The 1,572-nt window shown below is 38.9% G+C and carries 3 protein-coding genes; all 3 read left to right on the top strand.

Translation table 11 applies throughout. From position 1 onward, the window contains the following. Positions 1 to 2 precede the first annotated feature (2 nt). The 3 genes from PX481_RS20740 to PX481_RS20730 are packed head-to-tail and all read left to right on the top strand — an operon-like array spanning position 3 to position 1,492. Entirely contained in the window at positions 3 to 485 is a 483-nt protein-coding gene (locus tag PX481_RS20740) for a DUF29 domain-containing protein (RefSeq protein ID WP_288095754.1), read from the top strand. A 10-nt stretch (positions 486 to 495) separates the two neighbouring features. Beyond that, a complete protein-coding gene (locus PX481_RS20735) occupies positions 496 to 981 on the top strand; it encodes a DUF29 domain-containing protein (protein ID WP_288035217.1) in 486 nt (161 codons plus the stop codon). A 16-nt stretch (positions 982 to 997) separates the two neighbouring features. Then, on the top strand, positions 998 to 1,492 hold the full coding sequence (locus tag PX481_RS20730) for a DUF29 domain-containing protein (protein WP_002760027.1): 495 nt from the start codon (positions 998 to 1,000) through the stop codon (positions 1,490 to 1,492). The last annotated feature ends 80 nt before the right edge of the window (positions 1,493 to 1,572 follow it).

The raw sequence follows: 1,572 nt of genomic DNA, 5'->3' as shown, positions 1-1,572 counted from the left end.
ATATTACCATTCCCAATCTCTACGATAGCGATTATCAACTTTGGTTAGAAAACACTATCAACCAATTGCGTCGGGGGGATTTTCAAGCGGTAGATTGGCCGAATTTATTAGAGGAGTTAGCAGATTTGGTTAAAAGTGAACGACGAGCATTAGAATGTTTATTAACTCGACTTTTAGAACATTTACTGAAGTTAACTTACTGGCAATCCCAACGAGATTATAATCAAGCTGGATGGAAAAAAGAAATTCGCAATTTTCGGATTCAGATCAAAAAAATTCTTAAAGATAGTCCCAGTTTAAAGTCCTATTTAAGGGAAATTTTGCAGGAATGTTATCTCGATGCTCGCAATCTGCTTATTGACGAAACCGAATTAGATGCCAGTATTTTCCCTCTGGAAGTGTTAGCTAATCTCGAGGAGATTCTCGATCAAAATTGGCTGCCGGATTGGGAAGCTATCAGCAAGGATTCTGAACAGTGCAATTAAGGGGTAAAAAATGATGAATATTACCAGGCCAAATCTCTACGATAGCGATTATCAACTTTGGTTAGAAAACACTATCAACCAATTGCGTTGCGGGGATTTTCAAGCGGTAGATTGGCAGAATTTATTAGAGGAGTTGGCAGATTTGGGAAAAAATAATCGACGAGCATTAGAAAGTTTATTAACTCGACTCCTAGAACATTTACTGAAGTTAACTTACTGGCAATCCCAACGAGATTATAATCAAGCAGCATGGAAAGGGGAAATTAGAACCTTTCGGAAACAAATCAAGAAATTACTGAGAGATAGTCCCAGTCTCAAACCCTATTTATCCGAGATACTTGAGGAATGTTACAGCGATGCTCGGGAGATAATTATTGATATAACCCAATTAGATGCCAGTATTTTCCCTCTGGAAGTGTTAGCTAATCTAGAGGAGATTCTCGATGAAAATTGGTTGCCTAATTGGGAAGCTATCAGCAAGGATTCTGAACAGTGAAATTAAGGAGTAAAAAATGATGAATATTACCATTCCCAATCTCTACGATAGCGATTATCAACTTTGGTTAGAAAACACTATCAACCAATTGCGTCGGGGGGATTTTCAAGCGGTAGATTGGCAGAATTTATTAGAGGAGTTGGCAGATTTGGGGAAAAATAATCGACGAGCGCTTAAGAGTCTCTTAACTCGACTCCTAGAACATTTACTGAAGTTAACCTACTGGCAATCCCAACGAGATTACAACCAAGCAGCATGGAAAAAAGAAATCAGGAATTTTCGCCTACAAATTGCTGATCTTTTAGAAGATAGTCCCAGCTTAAAGTCCTATTTAAGGGAAATTTTAGCAAAATGTTATCTCGATGCTCGCAATCTGATGATTGACGAAACCAGATTAGATGCCAGTATTTTCCCCGTGGAAGTATTAGCTAGTCTGGAGGAGATTCTCGCTGAAAATTGGCTGCCGGATTGGGAAGATATAAACAGCGATAAATCTTCCCAAGCGAACTAAAGATTAGCTTCACCTACCCGGTTTACAAACATTATAATCTTCGTGAGAGATAACCGCTTCTGGGACGAGGAGATTGCCGT

The organism is Microcystis sp. M53603_WE2 (assembly GCF_030065435.1).
Note: the sequence above shows the minus strand (reverse complement) of the source record. Positions and strands in the feature narration are given on the sequence as shown.